The sequence below is a fragment of the Acinetobacter sp. 8I-beige genome (assembly GCF_902505955.1).
Lineage (GTDB): Bacteria > Pseudomonadota > Gammaproteobacteria > Pseudomonadales > Moraxellaceae > Acinetobacter > Acinetobacter johnsonii.
In genome coordinates, this window is the sequence record NZ_LR732790.1 from 798,551 (window position 1) to 814,878 (window position 16,328).

Annotated in this window: 15 protein-coding genes and 1 tRNA gene; 7 read left to right on the plus strand and 9 right to left on the minus strand. The window is 42.1% G+C overall.

Translation table 11 applies throughout. The features are described from left to right. Positions 1-28 precede the first annotated feature (28 nt). A complete protein-coding gene (gene carB, locus GVX98_RS03755) occupies positions 29-3,262 on the minus strand; it encodes a carbamoyl-phosphate synthase large subunit (protein ID WP_159127303.1) in 3,234 nt (1,077 codons plus the stop codon). A 14-nt stretch (positions 3,263-3,276) separates the two neighbouring features. Continuing rightward, positions 3,277-4,419 (minus strand): glutamine-hydrolyzing carbamoyl-phosphate synthase small subunit, encoded by a 1,143-nt coding sequence (gene carA / locus GVX98_RS03760; RefSeq protein ID WP_116760350.1) that lies wholly within the window; start codon positions 4,417-4,419, stop codon positions 3,277-3,279. A 308-nt stretch (positions 4,420-4,727) separates the two neighbouring features. On the opposite strand from carA, the gene GVX98_RS03765 reads away from it, so the two are divergent. Then, positions 4,728-5,174 carry a hypothetical protein gene (locus tag GVX98_RS03765; protein WP_010327273.1) on the plus strand — a complete coding sequence of 149 codons (447 nt, stop codon included), beginning with the start codon at positions 4,728-4,730 and terminating at the stop codon, positions 5,172-5,174. Positions 5,175-5,260: 86 nt separating this feature from the next. Here GVX98_RS03765 and GVX98_RS03770 read toward each other — a convergent pair whose 3' ends face one another. Beyond that, positions 5,261-5,800, minus strand: a complete 540-nt coding sequence (locus GVX98_RS03770; RefSeq protein ID WP_159127304.1) for a DOMON-like domain-containing protein — start codon at positions 5,798-5,800, stop codon at positions 5,261-5,263. A 12-nt stretch (positions 5,801-5,812) separates the two neighbouring features. Continuing rightward, complete coding sequence (gene yhbY, locus GVX98_RS03775; RefSeq protein WP_004695606.1) at positions 5,813-6,136, minus strand: ribosome assembly RNA-binding protein YhbY; 324 nt, start codon at positions 6,134-6,136, stop codon at positions 5,813-5,815. Between the two features lie 194 nt (positions 6,137-6,330). Between yhbY and rlmE the strand changes: the two genes are divergently transcribed. The 4 genes from rlmE to GVX98_RS03795 all read left to right on the plus strand — a co-directional run bounded on the left by rlmE (position 6,331) and on the right by GVX98_RS03795 (position 10,464). Then, positions 6,331-6,981, plus strand: coding sequence for a 23S rRNA (uridine(2552)-2'-O)-methyltransferase RlmE (gene rlmE / locus GVX98_RS03780; RefSeq protein WP_004695608.1), 651 nt, complete (start codon positions 6,331-6,333; stop codon positions 6,979-6,981). 132 nt (positions 6,982-7,113) lie between these two features. Continuing rightward, positions 7,114-9,006: an ATP-dependent zinc metalloprotease FtsH gene (gene ftsH, locus GVX98_RS03785; protein ID WP_159127305.1), complete on the plus strand. Its 1,893-nt coding sequence runs from the start codon at positions 7,114-7,116 to the stop codon at positions 9,004-9,006. Between the two features lie 134 nt (positions 9,007-9,140). After that, positions 9,141-9,992 carry a dihydropteroate synthase gene (folP, locus tag GVX98_RS03790; RefSeq protein WP_159127306.1) on the plus strand — a complete coding sequence of 284 codons (852 nt, stop codon included), beginning with the start codon at positions 9,141-9,143 and terminating at the stop codon, positions 9,990-9,992. Positions 9,993-10,152: 160 nt separating this feature from the next. Next, on the plus strand, positions 10,153-10,464 hold the full coding sequence (locus GVX98_RS03795; RefSeq protein ID WP_004982696.1) for a DUF5713 family protein: 312 nt from the start codon (positions 10,153-10,155) through the stop codon (positions 10,462-10,464). A gap of 55 nt (positions 10,465-10,519) precedes the next feature. Here the strand turns inward: GVX98_RS03795 and GVX98_RS03800 are convergent, their stop codons facing one another. Continuing rightward, the gene (locus GVX98_RS03800; RefSeq protein WP_151836785.1) at positions 10,520-10,888 is read right to left on the minus strand and encodes a hypothetical protein; all 369 of its coding nucleotides are present in this window, start codon (positions 10,886-10,888) and stop codon (positions 10,520-10,522) included. A gap of 97 nt (positions 10,889-10,985) precedes the next feature. After that, positions 10,986-11,071 (minus strand) — tRNA-Leu (locus GVX98_RS03805). A gap of 213 nt (positions 11,072-11,284) precedes the next feature. Here GVX98_RS03805 and GVX98_RS03810 point away from each other — a divergent pair. Continuing rightward, positions 11,285-13,051 carry an alkaline phosphatase gene (locus GVX98_RS03810; RefSeq protein WP_159127307.1) on the plus strand — a complete coding sequence of 589 codons (1,767 nt, stop codon included), beginning with the start codon at positions 11,285-11,287 and terminating at the stop codon, positions 13,049-13,051. Between the two features lie 40 nt (positions 13,052-13,091). Here GVX98_RS03810 and GVX98_RS03815 read toward each other — a convergent pair whose 3' ends face one another. After that, positions 13,092-13,820, minus strand: a complete 729-nt coding sequence (locus GVX98_RS03815; RefSeq protein ID WP_004982689.1) for a hypothetical protein — start codon at positions 13,818-13,820, stop codon at positions 13,092-13,094. Between the two features lie 173 nt (positions 13,821-13,993). Here GVX98_RS03815 and GVX98_RS03820 point away from each other — a divergent pair, with 173 nt between their 5' ends. Further along, positions 13,994-14,506, plus strand: a complete 513-nt coding sequence (locus GVX98_RS03820; protein WP_004982687.1) for a hypothetical protein — start codon at positions 13,994-13,996, stop codon at positions 14,504-14,506. 48 nt (positions 14,507-14,554) lie between these two features. Here the strand turns inward: GVX98_RS03820 and GVX98_RS03825 are convergent, their stop codons facing one another. Both GVX98_RS03825 and GVX98_RS03830 read right to left on the minus strand, forming a co-directional pair. Beyond that, the gene (locus tag GVX98_RS03825) at positions 14,555-14,839 is read right to left on the minus strand and encodes a hypothetical protein (RefSeq protein ID WP_004982685.1); all 285 of its coding nucleotides are present in this window, start codon (positions 14,837-14,839) and stop codon (positions 14,555-14,557) included. A gap of 121 nt (positions 14,840-14,960) precedes the next feature. Further along, the gene (locus tag GVX98_RS03830; protein WP_004982682.1) at positions 14,961-16,301 is read right to left on the minus strand and encodes a CitMHS family transporter; all 1,341 of its coding nucleotides are present in this window, start codon (positions 16,299-16,301) and stop codon (positions 14,961-14,963) included. Positions 16,302-16,328: the final 27 nt, after the last annotated feature.

The window sequence follows — 16,328 nt, forward strand, 5'->3', positions numbered from 1 at the left end:
GAGGTGACGGGACTTCTCGGTAAACGAATTAACCTACAGTTTGTAAATCTTGCAAACGGTATACATCCATTGGCAATTGAATTGCAAAAGCTTGGCATACAGCATCAGCACCATTCAAGGTTGTAGTGTTATACACTTTCGCTTGAAGCGCTGAACGACGAATCGAGAACGAATCTTGTTGAGCTTGTTTGCCTTCAGTTGTATTGATAATGAGGTGAACTTCGCCATTTTTCAAGCGGTCCACGATATTAGGACGGCCTTCAGTGACTTTATTTACACGTTCACACTCAATACCTGCAGCTTTAATGAACTCATAAGTACCGCCAGTCGCAAGTACTTTGAAGCCAAAGCCTACCAGTTGCTTCGCAATACCAACAGCACGAGGCTTGTCTGAATCACGCACAGAGATAAATGCATGCTTCACTTCGCCTTCTGTAGGAAGACCCGGTACGCGTTCATTCGAGCCTAACACAGCTTTGTAGAATGCTTCACCAAATGTTTTACCTACACCCATTACTTCGCCTGTAGATTTCATCTCAGGGCCAAGAATAGGGTCAACACCCGGGAATTTGTTGAATGGGAACACCGCTTCTTTTACAGAGAAGTGAGTCGGGATGATTTCTTTAGTAAATCCTTGAGATTCTAAAGACTGACCCGCCATACAACGCGCAGCAACTTTCGCTAAAGACTCACCAATACATTTAGAAACGAATGGCACAGTACGAGACGCACGTGGGTTCACTTCTAGTATGTAAACGTCTTCGCCTTTCACAGCAAACTGTACGTTCATTAAACCAATAACGCCAAGTTCTTTCGCCATTGCAACAGTTTGACGGCGCATTTCATCTTGAATTTCGTCAGAGAGCGAATATGGAGGAATCGAACATGCTGAGTCACCTGAGTGAATCCCTGCTTGTTCAATGTGCTGCATAATACCGCCAATCACCACGTCTTTACCGTCAGATACACAGTCTACGTCAACTTCGATCGCATCATCTAAGAAACGGTCAAGAAGAACTGGCGCTTCATTTGATGCTTGAACCGCATCACGTAAGTAGCGTTTAAGTTCGTCGTCGTTGTATACGATTTCCATCGCACGACCACCGAGTACATAAGAAGGACGTACCACAAGTGGGTAGCCTACTTTCGATGCTTCAGCCATACCTTCTTCAGCAGATTTTACAATGCTGTTGTTGGGTTGACGAAGTTGAAGACGTTGAATCATTTGTTGGAAACGTTCACGGTCTTCTGCGCGGTCAATCGCATCTGGTGATGTACCGATAATTGGTGCACCTGCTTCTTCTAAAGCACGAGCCAATTTAAGCGGAGTCTGACCACCGTACTGAACGATAATGCCTTTTGGCTTTTCAGTACGTACGATTTCAAGTACATCTTCCAAAGTGATTGGTTCGAAGTACAAACGATCAGAAGTGTCGTAATCCGTTGAAACTGTTTCAGGGTTACAGTTCACCATGATGGTTTCATAGCCATCTTCACGCATTGCAAGCGCCGCGTGTACACAGCAGTAATCGAATTCGATACCTTGACCAATACGGTTCGGACCACCACCGATCACCATGATCTTATCTTTATCAGATGGGTTTGATTCACACTCATCATCGTAAGTTGAGTACATGTATGCAGTGTCAGATTCGAATTCTGCTGCACAAGTATCTACACGTTTGTAAACTGGAGTCACGCCCAAGTTCCAACGGTGCTTACGGAATTGTTTTTGTGAAATACCCATCAAGTTCGCGATGCGAAGGTCAGATAAACCTTTACGTTTGAATGAACGAATGTTGTCTGCGTTTAGATCACCAAAACCTAAAGTTTTGATTTCATTTTCAGTTTTGATGATGTCTTCGATTTGGATCAAGAACCATTTATCGATTTTCGTCGCTTGGAACACGTCTTCTAACGTGAAACCATGACGGAATGCATCAGCTACATACCAAATACGCTCTGGACCCGGAACTTTAAGTTCAACCAAGATCTTTTCTTTCGCGCCTTCAGTACCTACTGCGATTTTTTCATCAAAACCACACGCACCCACTTCAAGCCCACGAAGTGCTTTGTTTACAGACTCTTGGAAGTTACGACCAATTGCCATTACTTCACCCACAGATTTCATCTGTGTGGTCAGTGTTGCGTCTGCTTGTGGGAATTTTTCGAAGTTGAAACGTGGAATTTTTGTTACCACGTAGTCAATTGCAGGTTCGAACGAAGCAGGAGTCGTTCCGCCCGTGATGTCATTTTTTAATTCATCAAGGGTATAACCGACAGCTAATTTCGCGGCGATTTTTGCAATTGGGAAACCTGTTGCTTTTGATGCAAGAGCAGATGAGCGCGATACACGCGGGTTCATCTCGATGATCACCATACGGCCAGTATCTGGGCAAATACCGAATTGAACGTTAGAACCACCTGTTTCTACACCAATTTCACGAAGAACTGCTAAAGATGCATTACGCATCAATTGATATTCTTTGTCTGTCAATGTTTGCGCAGGAGCAACAGTGATTGAGTCACCTGTGTGCACGCCCATTGGGTCAAAGTTTTCGATCGCACAAACGATAATACAGTTGTCGTTTTTGTCACGAACAACTTCCATCTCGTATTCTTTCCAGCCAATTAAAGATTCATCAATCAATAATTGTTTGGTTGGAGAAAGATCGAAACCGCGTTCACAGATTTCAAGGAATTCTTCTTTGTTATAAGCGATACCGCCACCTGAACCACCCATGGTGAATGACGGACGGATAATCACAGGGAAGCCGAAGCGCGCTTGAATTTCTAGAGCTTCTTCCATGTTTTCAGCAATTGCAGCTTTTGGACATTCAAGACCAATTTTGCGCATTGCTTCATCAAACAGTTTACGGTCTTCCGCTTTTTCAATCGCTTCTTTACTCGCACCGATTAATTCAACATTGTATTTTTCTAAAATACCGTTGGCATCCAGTGCCAGCGCACAGTTCAATGCTGTTTGGCCACCCATTGTTGGAAGAACAGCATCTGGACGCTCTTTTTCAATGATTTGTGCAACGGTCTGCCAAGTGATTGGCTCGATATACGTTGCGTCTGCCATTGTAGGGTCGGTCATAATGGTTGCTGGGTTAGAGTTCACCAAAATAACACGGTAGCCTTCTTCACGAAGAGCTTTACACGCTTGCGCACCTGAGTAGTCAAACTCACATGCCTGTCCGATGACAATCGGACCTGCACCAATAATTAAGATACTTTTAATGTCTGTACGTTTAGCCATGATCGCTTCCTTAATTACTTCTTAGATGCTTCGATAAGTTCGATAAAATGATCGAACAATGGTGCGCAGTCATGCGGACCAGGGCTTGCTTCAGGGTGACCTTGGAAGCTGAACGCTGGTTTGTCTGTACGATGAATCCCTTGAAGAGTTTGATCGAACAAAGACTTGTGCGTAGCTTTCAAGTTTGCAGGAAGTGTTTCTGCATCCACTGCGAAGCCGTGGTTTTGAGAAGTAATCATCACTATGCCTGTTTCCATGTTTTGAACAGGGTGGTTAGCACCGTGGTGGCCATGCGGCATTTTCACCGTTTTTGCACCTGAGGCAAGTGCAAGAATTTGGTGACCCAAGCAAATACCAAAGACTGGTAGGTTACGAGCGTCTTCTACAATTGTTTTTACAGCTTCAATTGCGTAGTCACATGCCGCTGGATCGCCAGGACCGTTCGATAAGAACACGCCATCTGGATTCAATGCAAGCACGTCAGCAGCAGGAGTTTGTGCAGGCACGACAGTGAGTTTACAACCGCGGTCTGCAAGCATACGTAAGATGTTGGTTTTGACACCGTAGTCGTATGCAACAACATGGAATTTAAGTTCAGGTTGTGTGAAGCCTTTGCCTAATACCCAAGAACCTTCTGTCCATTCGAAACCAGTTGGGTCACAGCATTCTTTAGCTAGGTCTAAACCATTTAAACCACCGAATGCGCGTGCTTTTTCTAAAGCCTGCTCTTCAGTAATATTTTCACCAGCAAGGATGCAACCATTTTGCGCACCTTTGTCACGCAAAATACGGGTTAATTTACGCGTATCAATATCTGCAATTGCGACAACATTATGTTCTTTTAAGTATTCGCCTAAAGATTGCGTTGATCGGAAGTTGCTATGCAATAAAGGCAGGTCACGAATAATTAATCCGTTGGCCCACACTTTATGAATTCGACCTGACTCAGCGTCTTCATCATTACAACCTGTGTTACCGATATGAGGGTAAGTTAAAGTCACAAGTTGCTGTGCATAACTCGGGTCAGTCAAAATTTCTTGATAGCCAGTCATGGCAGTGTTGAAAACGACTTCACCAGTCGTACTACCCGATGCACCAATAGACGTTCCTTTAAAGATCGTACCATCGGCAAGGGCTAAAATTGCTGGGGTGCTCAAACCAAAGCTCCTGAAATTTAGGCTGTAAAAAAGCGAGTAGACGAAAAAAAAGGAAGGCTATCTAAAAACCTACCCTCCCTATGTCTGCTCGCTTGAACTTAACATGGCACTATACGCAACTTCACTAACAAAGTCCATGCCAATAAGATGGAATTAACAAGATAAAGTGCTTTTATTTTGTAGCGGAAGCTGTTTCTAAGTTTTCTAAAGAAAAATGTAACAACAAATAATTGTCTAACAAATCAAAATCTAAATTTTATCGAATCACGTTAAGCTGTCGCTGTATATATAACAACAGGAATAACACCATGACTGAACAAGACAAAGTGACCAAACCAAAGCCAGCGTTGAAAGAAGTTGTTGCAGAAAGCACTGAAAAGCTTGAGCAAGTGGCGAAAGAAGCAACAGAGCAGGTCACTGAAGCGGTAGTTGAAAGCAAAGAAAAGCTTGAAGCTGAAGCGAAGCAGCTGAATGCCAGTGTGCAAGAGCAACTCCGCCAGTTTAAACAAGATCTTTTACTGCGTTTAGAAACCATTAAAGGGCAGTTATCAAACTCTCAAAAAGACTTAACTGAACTAAAAGAGTTTGTTAAAACTGAGTTTACGGCCGTTTTAGATGACTTGACCAAACTAGGTAAAGAGTTAAAAGGTGATGTCAGCGAAATTTCAGTAAAACATAAAGATCAGTTGACTGAAACTTTCAAACGTTCAAAAGAACACACCTTAGATGCGTGGAATAAAGTTTCAAGCAAGTAATCTCGCTGTACGAAGCTCAAGATTAAGTGCATAAAAAAGTGAGGTCATAGCCTCACTTTTTTATTGCTCTGGTTTATTTGTCTGGATTAAAACTGATGTAGCCAATCACGTTTATTGTGAAAGTCAGCTTGTTGGCCACTATGCTGCATGGCATAGAACTGATGACCTTGTGACGTATTCAACACAGCGGATAAACCTAGATATAGGTCAGCCCATTTCAGTTTGTGTTGCAGCATAAATTCAGTCAGATCAATGCTGACATTTAAACCATAGTGGGTGCGCTTCAATTGATTGAGTTCAATATCGTAAGCGACCTGTGGCGGCATATCTTCAGGATAACGATATTCCTCAAACTGATAGGCCTGCCAAGCTTGCGAAGGGGAGAGATTGATCTCGCGATAATAATCTTCGCCTTTTACCCCGATAAAGACTTCAAAACAGGTGTTTTCCCATAAAAAGTCTTGACGAGGATTTGCATTCACGACTTCGGGCCAGTGCATGTACAAATTGGGATCGCGTAACCAAAAACCGATATTGAGAGCATATGGGCTTTGTTGTTCAATCGCACCAACAAGCGAAATTGCTTGAAAGCGACGATCAAATGCACTGAGTTCGTAACTTGCCATAAAAAACTACAATTATTTTGCTGCGTGAGCGAAACGAACTAAATTAGACAATTTGGCATTTTGTTTCGCCGCTTTTTTGTAAAGCAACGCAATCTTACCAATGGTCTGTACAATTTCTGCACCTGTAGTTGAGGCAATTTCTGCAATGATTGCAGCGCGCTCTTCACGGTCTTCACCCGCGACTTTGACTTTAATCAATTCGTGGTCGTTTAAAGCGCGTAAAATTTCTTCAACGACATTTTCAGTCAGACCTGAACCGCCAAGCATTACCACAGGGTTTAAAGCATGACCGATTTGACGCAAACGCTTGCGTTCCTGAATGGATAAAGTCGCCATAAAGATAACCTAATTTTAAAAACGGCTTAGTATAACAAACTGCGAAATTAAACGCTTTATATTCTGTGGAAATAATCGATTTAGATAATAGAAAAAAACAACTAAAACCCAAGATTTGGATACAGATGTATACTGCAAGCCTAGAGAATTTAACGTACAATTAAGTTTAAGAAATTTTAATGTTTTAGAGAGATATGGCAACACGCATTACCAACCAAAAGTTATCCAAAAGTAGCCGTGCGTGGATGAGAGAGCACCTTGATGATCATTTTGTGAAAAAAGCGCAAAAAGAAGGTTATCGAGCACGTGCAGCTTATAAGTTACTTGAAATTCAAGAAAAATATAACATCATTCGTCCTGGCATGACCGTGGTTGACTTGGGTGCTGCACCTGGAAGTTGGTCACAAATTGCAGGAAAGCTGGTCGGTGATCGAGGATTAGTGGTTGCATCTGATATTTTGGAAATGGATGCACTTCCAGACGTGACCTTCTTGCAAGGTGACTTTCGTGAGCAAGAAGTATTCGATAAATTGTTAAATATTTTAGATGGACGTAAAGTAGACGTTGTAATTTCAGATATGGCCCCCAATACTTCAGGTAATAAGGCTGTAGATCAACCTCGCCAGATTTACCTCTGTGAATTGGCCATCGATTTCGCTACGAAAGTGCTCGGTCCAAATGGTCAATTTGTTGTAAAGGTATTCCAAGGTACAGGCTTTGACGAGTTCCGTAAGCAAGTAGTCGACAACTTTGATGTGTTAAAAACAGTAAAACCTGCTGCATCACGTGCCCGATCTAAGGAAGTATTCTTAGTTGGGCAAGGCCGTAAGAAGGCTTTCAAATAAAGTTTACTTGCCAAGTCGTTAAAAATTGTGCATTTTGTACCTTTTTATTATTTTGCGAAGCTGATCTTCAGCAGAAACTTTAAGGTCACCCGATAGGGCATGATCAAATTAGATTGATATGGGAATAAAGCTTTGAGCGATCTCTTCAAGAATGCCATATTGTGGCTAGTGATACTGGGCGTACTGATCCTTATTTTCAGTAATGTCAGTAGCAATGAAAAGCCGACAGCGATGAATTATTCAGAGTTTGTTGCTGCGGTGAATGCTGGTCAAATTAAGCAAGTGACAATTGATGGCGAACGAATTCATGGCCAAAAATCAAACGGTTCAGAGTTTGAAAGTATTCGTCCTGCGGTTCAAGACCCAGAGCTTATGCCTAATCTGATTAAAAATAACGTTGTCGTTGAAGGTACTGCACCTGCACGTCAAGGTTTATTGATGCAACTTTTGATCGCAAGCTTCCCTGTACTTTTAATCATTTTGTTATTCATGTTCTTTATGCGCAACATGGGTGGCGGAGCAGGTGGTAAAAACGGTCCAATGAGTTTTGGTAAGTCAAAAGCAAAAATGTTGGCAGAAGACCAAATTAAAGTGACTTTTACTGATGTCGCTGGCTGTGATGAAGCAAAGCAAGAAGTTGTAGAAATTGTTGATTTCTTAAAAGACCCTTCAAAATTTAAACGTTTAGGTGCAACGATTCCTAAAGGCGTGTTAATGGTGGGTCCACCGGGTACAGGTAAAACTTTACTTGCAAAAGCAATTGCAGGTGAAGCGAAAGTACCATTCTTTAGTATTTCTGGTTCTGACTTTGTTGAAATGTTCGTGGGTGTGGGTGCATCTCGTGTCCGTGACATGTTTGAACAAGCGAAACGTCATGCACCATGTATCATCTTTATTGATGAGATTGATGCTGTGGGTCGTCATCGTGGTTCAGGTACGGGTGGTGGTCACGATGAGCGTGAGCAAACTTTAAACCAAATGTTAGTTGAAATGGATGGCTTTGAAGGCAATGAAGGCATTATTGTCATTGCTGCAACAAACCGTGCCGATGTACTGGATAAAGCTTTACTCCGTCCGGGTCGTTTTGACCGTCAAGTAATGGTTGGCTTACCAGACATTAAAGGTCGTGAGCAAATCTTAAATGTTCATATGAAGAAATTGCCTTCAGTGACTGGTGTCGATGTACAAGTGCTTGCACGTGGTACGCCGGGCTTCTCAGGTGCACAATTGGCGAACCTTGTGAACGAAGCTGCATTATTTGCTGCACGTCGTAACAAGAACACTGTCGATATGCATGATTTTGAAGATGCAAAAGACAAGTTGTACATGGGCCCTGAACGTAAGTCGATGGTGATTCGTGAAGAAGAACGTCGTGCAACCGCGTACCATGAAGCTGGTCATGCGATTGTGGCTGAAATTCTACCGGGTACAGACCCTGTACATAAAGTAACTATTATGCCGCGTGGTTGGGCGTTGGGTGTAACATGGCAGTTGCCTGAACATGACCAAACCAGCCACTATAAAGACAAAATGTTGAATGAACTTTCAATTTTGTTTGGTGGTCGTATTGCCGAAGAAATCTTTATCAACCAAATGTCGACAGGTGCTTCAAACGACTTTGAACGTGCAACTAAAATGGCACGTGCAATGGTGACCAAGTACGGTATGTCTGACAAACTTGGTGTAATGGTGTATGAAGATGATTCTCAGCAATCATTCATGGGTAGCATTGGTAGTCGTACGATTTCTGAAGCAACGCAGCAACAAGTAGATGCTGAAGTTCGTCGTATCATCGATGAGCAATACCATGTCGCACGTAATATCTTGGAGAATAATAAAGAGATTGCTCATGCGATGGTGAAAGCTTTGATGGAATGGGAAACGATTGATCGCGAGCAAATTCGTGACATTATGGAAGGTCGTGAGCCACAACCACCAAAAGTATATGTTGCAGAAAATCCTGTGATGGATGTAACTCCAACGGATGGTCCAAGCACGCCACCACCATTACCATCTGCAACTTAATTTTAAAAAGTTAAAATAAAAAACCACCTTCGGGTGGTTTTTTATTGCGCAAATTTTCACTTCCGATTAAGAAAAATTAGCGCGTAAAGTTGGGAAAGCGTTAAGATAACGCGAGTTGAACTGGAGAATATCACATGCAATTGATGGCTTTGCCGAAGAAAATTCTACGTTGTGGTGAGCTATCACTCGATCTGTCGGTACCGCATGTGATGGGTATTTTAAATGTGACGCCAGACTCGTTCAGTGATGGCGGTAAACATAATGGCAAAGCACAAGCGATTGCACATGCTCAGCAAATGATTGTGGATGGGGCGACAGTCATCGATGTTGGGGGTGAATCGACGCGTCCAGGTGCATCTGTAGTTGAGGTTGAGGAAGAGATTCGTCGTGTCGTTCCAGTGGTGGAAGCCTTGGCTGAACTTGATGTGGTCATTTCGATTGATACCTCTCAACCTGAAGTGATTCAAGCAGCGGTCGCAGCAGGCGCGCATATCTGGAATGATGTACGAGCATTAACACGTCCGAATGCTTTAGAGACGGCAGCTGAACTGAATATTCCAGTGATCATCATGCATATGCGTGGTGAACCGACCACCATGAATGGTTTAGATCAATATGATAATGTCACTCTAGATGTGATGACTGAGCTTTCCCAGCGTGTGGCGGATGCACTCAAGGCTGGTGTCAAAGCTGAAAATATCATGATTGATCCGGGTTTTGGCTTTGCTAAAAATGCAAAGCAGAACCTTAAGCTTTTAAACGAATTCCATCAGCTAAATCAGCTCGGGTATCCCATCTTGTCCGCATTGTCACGGAAGCGCTTTATCGGCGAAGCCTTAGGTGGGGCAGATGCAGGCCAGCGGGCCGTGGGTTCTGTAGCGGGACATTTGCTGAGTATTCAACAAGGCGCGTGTATGGTGCGCGCTCATGATGTCAAAGCCATGAGTGATGCGATCAAAGTTTGGCAGGCGATGAATATGGCTTAATGGGGCGGCGGAATGCCGAACGAATGATTTAATTTGAAAATTTGATCTATATCAGATTGTTAGACTAGCAGCATCTTCAGATGCTGCTTTTTTATTTGGTGATTTGTTTGGTTTATGTTATACAGACTCGTTTTTTAAGTTTCTCGTTTTGAGTGCCTGTATGTTTGCAGATTTACTTCTCCCTATGTTTGATGATGAATATTATCCCGATATTCTTGTTGCTGAAGTGAAGCAGCATGTCGAGACTTTTGCTAAAAAAATTGTAAAAGCAAAATCTGAGGGTGATATTTATCAATATGCCAATGCCACAGTGGCTGAAATTAATGAAATGAAGCCGCATTTTGAAGATCTGGATTCATCGTTAGATGATTCTGCTGCTGATTTTATTGCTGAAGCGATGATGATGGTGGTGCAAGATGCTGGGTTTATGGATATTGAAATGGAAGAATTGGTGGTGAACAGAGAGTGGTGACTCACTCTCTCATTTCAAGTGCAGTTGGTTTTTGCTTTAGAAGCTGAGATTGCTGTTACAGTTCATCTAAAAGATCGGTGAGATGACAACTTTGGTTCAAATGTTCATCTCCAATCGCATCGACTGTCATCACGTATTCGTCTTCGACCATTTCAGCATTTGCACTGAGATTCAGCCAAAATTTTGGATGCTTTTTCATGAGCTCACGAATATGTTGCTCATCTTTAGTGTGATTAAAGCTTAATTTAAAATGAGCATCTACTGATTTACACACATGTAAATAAAGTTGGTGGTCTTTTTCAATAATCGTGCCTGCAAACAAGTCATAAAACGTGTCGCTACCCGTTTGTTGAGAGAGTATTTCTGCATGGCCGATGTTTGAAAAAATTAGGCATAAAATGATAATGAGAGTGTTCTTTTTCATATTGTGATTGTTATGTGATTCGATGCATAAATTATAGACATAAAAAAACCAGCATATCGCTGGATTTTTTATTGCACCATCTTAATTAGCTTAAGAATGGTGCCCGAGGCCAGACTCGAACTGGCACGCTTTGTGGGCGGGGGATTTTAAATCCCCTGTGTCTACCGATTTCACCACTCGGGCATGAGCGCAATAATAGAGGACGAAATAAAAGTTGGCAAGTCTATTTGTGATTATTTGCTTTCTTTTCAATCAATTCAGCGGTTTATGTTTAAAAAATAGCAAAATTATCTGTGCTGCACTTGTTCAGGCTTCATAAAAATGTCATCGACTTGAGATATGGATGTCATCTTTTTCGCATAAATTTCAAGTCCATATCGTCTTTAGGCAATCCACATGACAAAAAAAATGAACCGCCGAGAACTTATTCAAAAAACTTTGGCAGGATTTGGTGCTTTATCTTTACCTATTTCACTGACTGCTTGTGGTGATGACGCCGACTCAAACACACAGCCCAATACGCAAGTGCAATTTTTGCATGGGGTTGCCAGTGGTGATCCTTTACAAACTCAAGTCATCATTTGGACACGTGTAACACCGACGGACAGCAGTGCGCGTTTAGAGGTGCTCTGGGAAGTGGCAAAAGATGCAGGCTTTAAACACATTACAGCAACAGGAAAGGTGCTGACCACGGCTGCACAAGATTTTACGGTGAAAGTGGATGTGACGGGACTTGCTGCGGGACAAGTGTATTTCTACCGTTTTAAATCGGCGTCGAAGTATTCAATCACAGGGCAAACCAAAACCTTGGCAACGCAAGTACAGTCGGTACAGTTTGCAGTATGCTCATGTTCAAATTTCCCAGCGGGCTATTTCCATGTTTATAAAGAAATGGCAAAACAGAATGTGGATGTTGTGATTCATTTGGGGGATTACATTTACGAATATGGTATGGGCGAATATGCAACGGAAGAGGCTGTAGCGATGGGGCGCGCACTGGCAGATGATAACAATGCAGAAATTATTCGCTTAGATGAATATCGCAAACGTTATGCTTTATACCGACTAGATGCAGATTTGCAGGCCGCGCATCAACGTCATCCTTTTATTGTGATTTGGGATGACCATGAACTCGCAAATGATACATGGGAAAAGGGTGCTGAAAATCATCAGTCAGATACTGAAGGCGATTTCCTTGAACGTAAACTTGCGGCACTGGCGGCCTATTTTGAATGGATGCCAATCCGTCCAATTGATGATCAGCATATCAAGATTTATCGTCAATTTGATTTTGGTACGCTTGTTCAATTGACGATGCTGGATACACGGATTATTGCACGTAATGTGCAATTAGATTATGCAAACTATATGACTGCTACAGGTTTAGATATTGCAAAATTCCAAGCCGATTTAATCAATCCTGTGCGTAGCTTGATGGGTGTGGAGCAGCGAAATTGGTTATTGCAGAAACTTCAGCAATCTACGGCAACATGGAATGTACTCGGCCAGCAGATTCTGATGAGCAAAATGTTTGTTCCAGCAGAATTGTTAATGTCGCTGGCAGAAATTACAGCAGGAAATCCTAGTCCTGAGACCTTAAGCAAAATCACCACACAAATCACTGAACTATTAGAAATTAAAGCTCGAATGGATGCAGGTGATCCAACCGTAACTCCAGAGGAAAAAGCACGTCTTGCGGTTACTGCACCTTATAACTTAGATGCGTGGGATGGCTATTTTGCTGAGCGTGAAATTTTGTATGGCACTTTGGTACAACTTAAGAAAAAAGTTGTGGTCCTTGCTGGAGATACCCATAATGCTTGGGCTTCAGATTTATCGAGTAAAGATGGGGTATTGGTTGGCGTGGAGTTGGCAACCAGTTCGGTCTCTTCCCCTGGGTTGGAGAAATATTTGTCCATTCCGATGCAGCAGCTACAAGCATTTGAATTTGCGTTTACCAGCTTGATTGAGGAGTTAAATTATTGCAATTTGAATCAACGCGGTTATTTGAAAGTCCGTTTTACCGCAGAGCAGGTGCAAGCGGATTGGATTTTCGTGGATACCATTAAGAACAAAGAATACATCGTTGATGAAACTCGCTCGCATCAAGTGATATTAGACTCGACATTATTGCCAATCAGTGCGTTAAAGCAAACGGCCTAAAATGACCTTAGAAAAAACCGAGCATCATTGCTCGGTTTTTTTATAATTTCTCATCGATATAACTGTCGAGATCGATATGCTTAATCTGCTTACAGTAAGCATGCTCATACTTCAGAAGTTGCACATACAAATCTGCTTCATGCCCCAGCTGGGTTTTCCGTGCCTGATAAACTTCAGATTGATGGGAACTAAAGCGTAATTGGAGTCGTGATTTGACCGTTTGCTTATAGGCCCAAAAACAAACGCGTCTGAGTTGTTGTAACTGATGATGTTCAACCGACTGGCTGTGGTCTCGAAATAAATTTTCTTTATAGAAGCGCACAAAACCAAAGTTCACACCAAAATAAAACAATATCCACATCAGCAAACTGCTTTCAAGGAACATCAGATTTAGTCCACTTAAAAGAATCACGGCAGCGAGTTTGAAGGGCGCATGGCGTTGCAGTTGATACAAGGAGTTTGATGAATGTTTAATTTGCTTAATGACAAAAGGTAAGACCCACATCAGTACCAGTAAAATACTAATAATGGCGTAACTATGACTTTGGAGCGGGTCGAGATTCTCCAAGTGAGTTAAGTAAAAATCTTTCAGAATTAAGCTGATTGGAATAAAAATCATCACCGCCAAAACCCACGGAATAATTTCACGTTGGTCATCTAAAATACCGCGTGTTTTGATTTGACTATAAAGCAAGTAATTACGTTTAAATGCGGCAGGGTAGCGGGTCTCTAATTGTTGCAGTAACAGTTGAACTTGTTTGGATTGCATCGTCAAAAAAGAGCGTATGAGAAAAATAGCCTTTACTATAGTAGATTTGGAGGAGGATGGCTCAAAAAAATACGTGAAACAGAATATTCACAGAGAAAAGCACAACAATTTCGCTTTTTTGCTCTGAATTATGCGAAAATGTCGGATTCAATTTTTTTGTCTAAGGGCAGTTCATGACTGATCATTCTCCTGAATCTTTAAGTGATATCGAAATTTTAGACATTTTGCAGTCTATGAAAGACGATGAGCTTGATACAGAGGCAAAAGAAGAGATTCGTAAAGGTGGTAAAGCGGGTCGTCAAGAAGCACATAAACTTGCGATTGTGGCTTTGAACCAATCTTTTGAAAGTAAGTTTGTTGAAGCTGTAGCTTTGGCATTGGGCCTGAATGAAGGTCAAGCCAAAAAAATTCGCTATAAGAAAGACCGCATCCGTATTTTAAAAGTACGTGGGATTGATTACATGGCGATTGATGGTGCGGAAACAGCACAAGTCTTGTCACAAGTTGCACAAGCCATTGTACGGGAAGATGCGACCGTGACACATGATTTGCACAACATCTTCCCATTTTGGAAAGAAGGCTGGCCAATGGTTCAGTTTGACAGTGCATATAAAATTTTATCTGAAGATATTAGCATTCACTATCAAGCGACTTTAGATAAACTGCTTGAATTATATGGTCGTTAAGATCGCAGTCTCAAAAGCACCTTCGGGTGCTTTTTTATGGTCTTATATTTAACTATGGAAAATCCAAGACAGTAATAAGCTGATGGGCCAAATAAACAGTCGCCACCATGTAATCAGTGGATTCCAGAAATACTGTCCAAAAGACAGAGTCTCGTTAAAGCTGCGTTGCCCACGTTCATAAGCATAAGGTGTAATCCGCCATGCTAAAATCAGCAAAACAATCGCACTTACGATCAGCAGCGTGTGGCTATATTGAGCAAAATAATAATAAATCAGATAGAGCGCAGAATAAAAGAAAGTACATGCCAAAACAGCGGGCAATGAAAAAGACATAAACTTGACTCTATTGTATTGTTATATCAAGGCATTATAAATGAAAATACCCGATGTGATACATCGGGTATTTATTGATTGTTGAACTTAAGGTTCGTTATAGCCCAGTGTGAGTATTCGATTAACCTAGTGTTGAATAAAGTGGGAAAATACCAAAGATCATCGCTGTAACCAACATGACTAAACAGGTAATTACTGCCCACTTGATGGTAAATTCTTGGTGTTCACCAAAGTTAATTCCAGCCAATCCACAGAGTAAGTAAGTCGATGGAACCAATGGAGACAGTAAGTGTACAGGTTGACCGACAATCGATGCACGAGCCATTTCCACAGGGGTAATACCATAGTGCCCAGCGGCTTCAGAGAGTACAGGCAGTACACCAAAGTAGAAGGCATCATTCGACATAAAGAAGGTCAGTGGCATACTAATCACAGCCGTGATTGGTGCTAAATACGGTCCCATACTTTCCGGAATAATGGCAACCAGTTCTTGAGACATGGCTTCAACCATACCTGTGCCGGACAAAATGCCAGTAAAAATACCTGCCGCGAAGATAATCCCGACTACAGCTAGGGCACTGGCAGAGTGGTTGCCAACCAAACGCTTTTGCATGTCTAAATCTGGATAGTTCACCACCAAGGCAATACACAGCGCTACCATGAACAGAATCGCCGCAGGTAAAACACCCATCACTAAGCAGACCATCAAGACCAAAGTCAGTAGAGCATTAAACCATCTTAAGTGGGCGCGGTTGGCTTCAGGTTCTTGTGAAATCTGAATACTGTCACCATGGCTAATATCTAATTCCACAATACCAATGCGCTTACGCTCCATACGGCCATACATAAAGCCGAGGAAGTATAACCAACCAATTGCAACCAGCATTGGTAAAATCATCGGAACAAAGACATCGTTTGGATCAACATGTAATGCAGTTGCAGCACGTGCTGTTGGTCCACCCCATGGCGTTAAGTTCATGATTCCGCTCGCAAGCATCATTAGGCAGGCCATAATTAAAGGGCTCATACCAATACGCTTATACAGCGGTAGCATTGCGGCAACACAGATCATATAAGTGGTTGAACCGTCACCATCCAGGGAAACAATTAAAGTCAGCGTAATGGTGCCAAGGGTCACTTTTAAAGGATCGCCTTTAACCTGCTTTAAAATCCACTTCACAGAAGGGTCGAATAGACCCGTATCGATCATAATTGCAAAATAAAGGATTGCGAAAAGGAGCATTACGCCCGTAGGAGCGAGCTTTTTAATGCCTTCCATCATCATATTGCCAAGTTCAGCAATATCAAATCCAGCAAGGTTGTCAACAAAGAGACTTAAAACATAAGTAAGTAATGCAAAAATGATAGGGATTAAAGTTAAAGCAACAAGAGCGCTCAGTCGTTTGGACATGATTAAGTACATGAAGCACATAATCATGCCTAAACCTAAAATGGTCAGCATGGATCAATCCTTTGAACGTGTTAAGTC